Consider the following 782-nt stretch of genomic DNA (forward strand, 5'->3'; position numbering starts at 1 on the left):
GGCGTGATCGCGACCGACGGCGACGCGGCGGTGCCCGACCGGCTGCGGCGGCTGCATGACGCGCTGCTCGACCTGGTGCGCGTTCATGCCCCGGCCGAGGCCGCGGTCGAGGAAACCTATGTCAACCGCAACGGCGCCTCGACGCTCAAACTCGGCTATGCCCGCGGGGTGGCGCTGCTGGTGCCCGCGCTGGCCGGGATCGGGGTTTCCGAATACGGTGCCATGGCGGTGAAGCGGGCGGTGGTGGGCACCGGCGCCGCCAGCAAGGACCAGGTCGAGATGATGGTGCGCCGCCTGCTGCCCGGAGCGACGATCCGCCGGGCCGATGCGTCCGATGCCCTGGCGGTGGCGATCTGCCACGCCCATCACCGGGCCAGCGCACTGCGCGTCATGGCCGGGACGCGCATGGCATGATCGCGCAGTTGACCGGCCTGGTGGGACAGGTCGAAGCCGATCGCTGCGTGGTCGACGTTCATGGCGTCGGCTATCTGGTCCATGCCTCGACGCGCACCCTCGCCGCGTTGCCCCACCCGCCCGAGGTCGCGCGCGTGCTGGTCGAGACCGTGGTGCGCGAGGATGCGTTCCTGCTCTACGGCTTCGCCGAGCCGGCGGAACGGGACTGGTTCCGCCTGCTGACCACCGTGCAGGGGGTGGGGGCGAAGCTGGCGCTGGGGATTCTCTCCGCCCTGTCGCCGGCCGATCTGGCGGCGGTGATCGCCGCGGCGGATAAGGCCGGCCTGACCCGCGTATCCGGGGTGGGCGCGCGCCTGGCCGAACGAATC

2 protein-coding genes are annotated in these 782 nt (G+C 72.3%); both read left to right on the plus strand.

Annotated elements, in window-relative coordinates:
- Window positions 1-414 (plus strand): crossover junction endodeoxyribonuclease RuvC (gene ruvC / locus HUK84_RS21005; protein WP_176641900.1); only part of this gene is annotated, 414 nt, incomplete at its 5' end.
- The coding region (gene ruvA, locus HUK84_RS21010) for a Holliday junction branch migration protein RuvA (protein WP_176641901.1) at window positions 411-782 on the plus strand (372 nt) is incomplete at its 3' end. The genes ruvC and ruvA, both read left to right, overlap by 4 nt.

The sequence above is a fragment of the Nguyenibacter vanlangensis genome, assembly GCF_013376155.1.
Classification (GTDB): Bacteria; Pseudomonadota; Alphaproteobacteria; order Acetobacterales; family Acetobacteraceae; genus Gluconacetobacter; species Gluconacetobacter vanlangensis.